The 1,089-nt window shown below is 64.1% G+C and carries 1 protein-coding gene; it reads left to right on the forward strand.

Annotated elements, in window-relative coordinates:
• Positions 1-95 precede the first annotated feature (95 nt).
• On the forward strand, positions 96-1,089 hold a 994-nt coding region (locus tag ACFQNJ_RS19315), incomplete at its 3' end, for an IS30 family transposase (RefSeq protein ID WP_417450462.1).

Below are 1,089 nucleotides of genomic sequence, written 5' to 3' on the forward strand. Positions count from 1 at the left end.
GGCGGAATCAATAATCAAGTGCAACACCCAACCGGTAAGGTACCGCGATGGGCAAGCACTACGAACAACTCACGGCTGAAGAACGAGCGGCGATCATGATGATGAAGGCGGACAACTGCTCGGCGCGGCAGATCGCTGTGAGGCTTCGCCGCGCGCCTTCGACCATCACCCGCGAACTCAAGCGCTTTGGCGCCTGGCCCGATCGACCTGCGTCGATGGCAGGCGCGCCTGCCGGGTACGACGCCCGCGCCGCCAGTCTGCGTGCCCGGCGCGCCCGCTTCAAGTGCCGCAAACGCTCCAAGCTGGCCAGTGACACCGTGCTCTTTGGCGTGGTTCACCACTTCCTGGCCCAGGGATGGTCGCCCTCGCAGATCGCGGGCACACTCAAGCTCATGTGGCCCGATGAACCCCAGCGCACTGTCTCTCACGAAACCATCTACACCTGCATCTACGCCATGCCCAAGGGCGAGTTGCGCAAAGACCTGATCGCCTGTCTGCGCCGTGCCAAGTCCAAGCGCATGCCGCGCAGCCGGGGTGAGGATCGCAGGGGCCAGATGCCCGATCTGCTGAGCATCCATGTGCGCCCACCCGAGGCCAACGACCGGGCCTTCCCCGGGCACTGGGAGGGCGATCTCATCAAGGGGGCAGGCAACCGTTCGGCCGTGGGCGTGCTGGTCGAACGCAGCTCTCGCCTGGTGATGTTGATCAAGCTGGCCGATGCGACAGCCGCCTCTGCCTTGGAAGGCTTCACGGCCAAGCTGCGCAGCATTGCCGAACCGATGCGCCAGACCCTGACCTACGACCAGGGCAAGGAGATGGCGCGCCATGCCGAACTGACGGCCAACACCGGCGTGATGGTGTACTTCTGTGACCCGCATAGCCCCTGGCAGCGCGCTTCCTGCGAGAACACCAATGGACTGATCCGCCAGTACCTGCCCAAAGGCACCGACCTGTCGGTTCACAGCCAGGCGCAGCTCGATGCGATTGCCGACCTGCTCAACAACCGCCCGCGTGCCGTCCACGGCTTCTACCCGCCGATCGTCGTCTACCAGGCCATGTTGGACAAGCTCAATCAACCCAATTCCTCAA

It is taken from the genome of Hydrogenophaga bisanensis (assembly GCF_042665135.1).
Taxonomy (GTDB): domain Bacteria; phylum Pseudomonadota; class Gammaproteobacteria; order Burkholderiales; family Burkholderiaceae_C; genus Hydrogenophaga; species Hydrogenophaga bisanensis.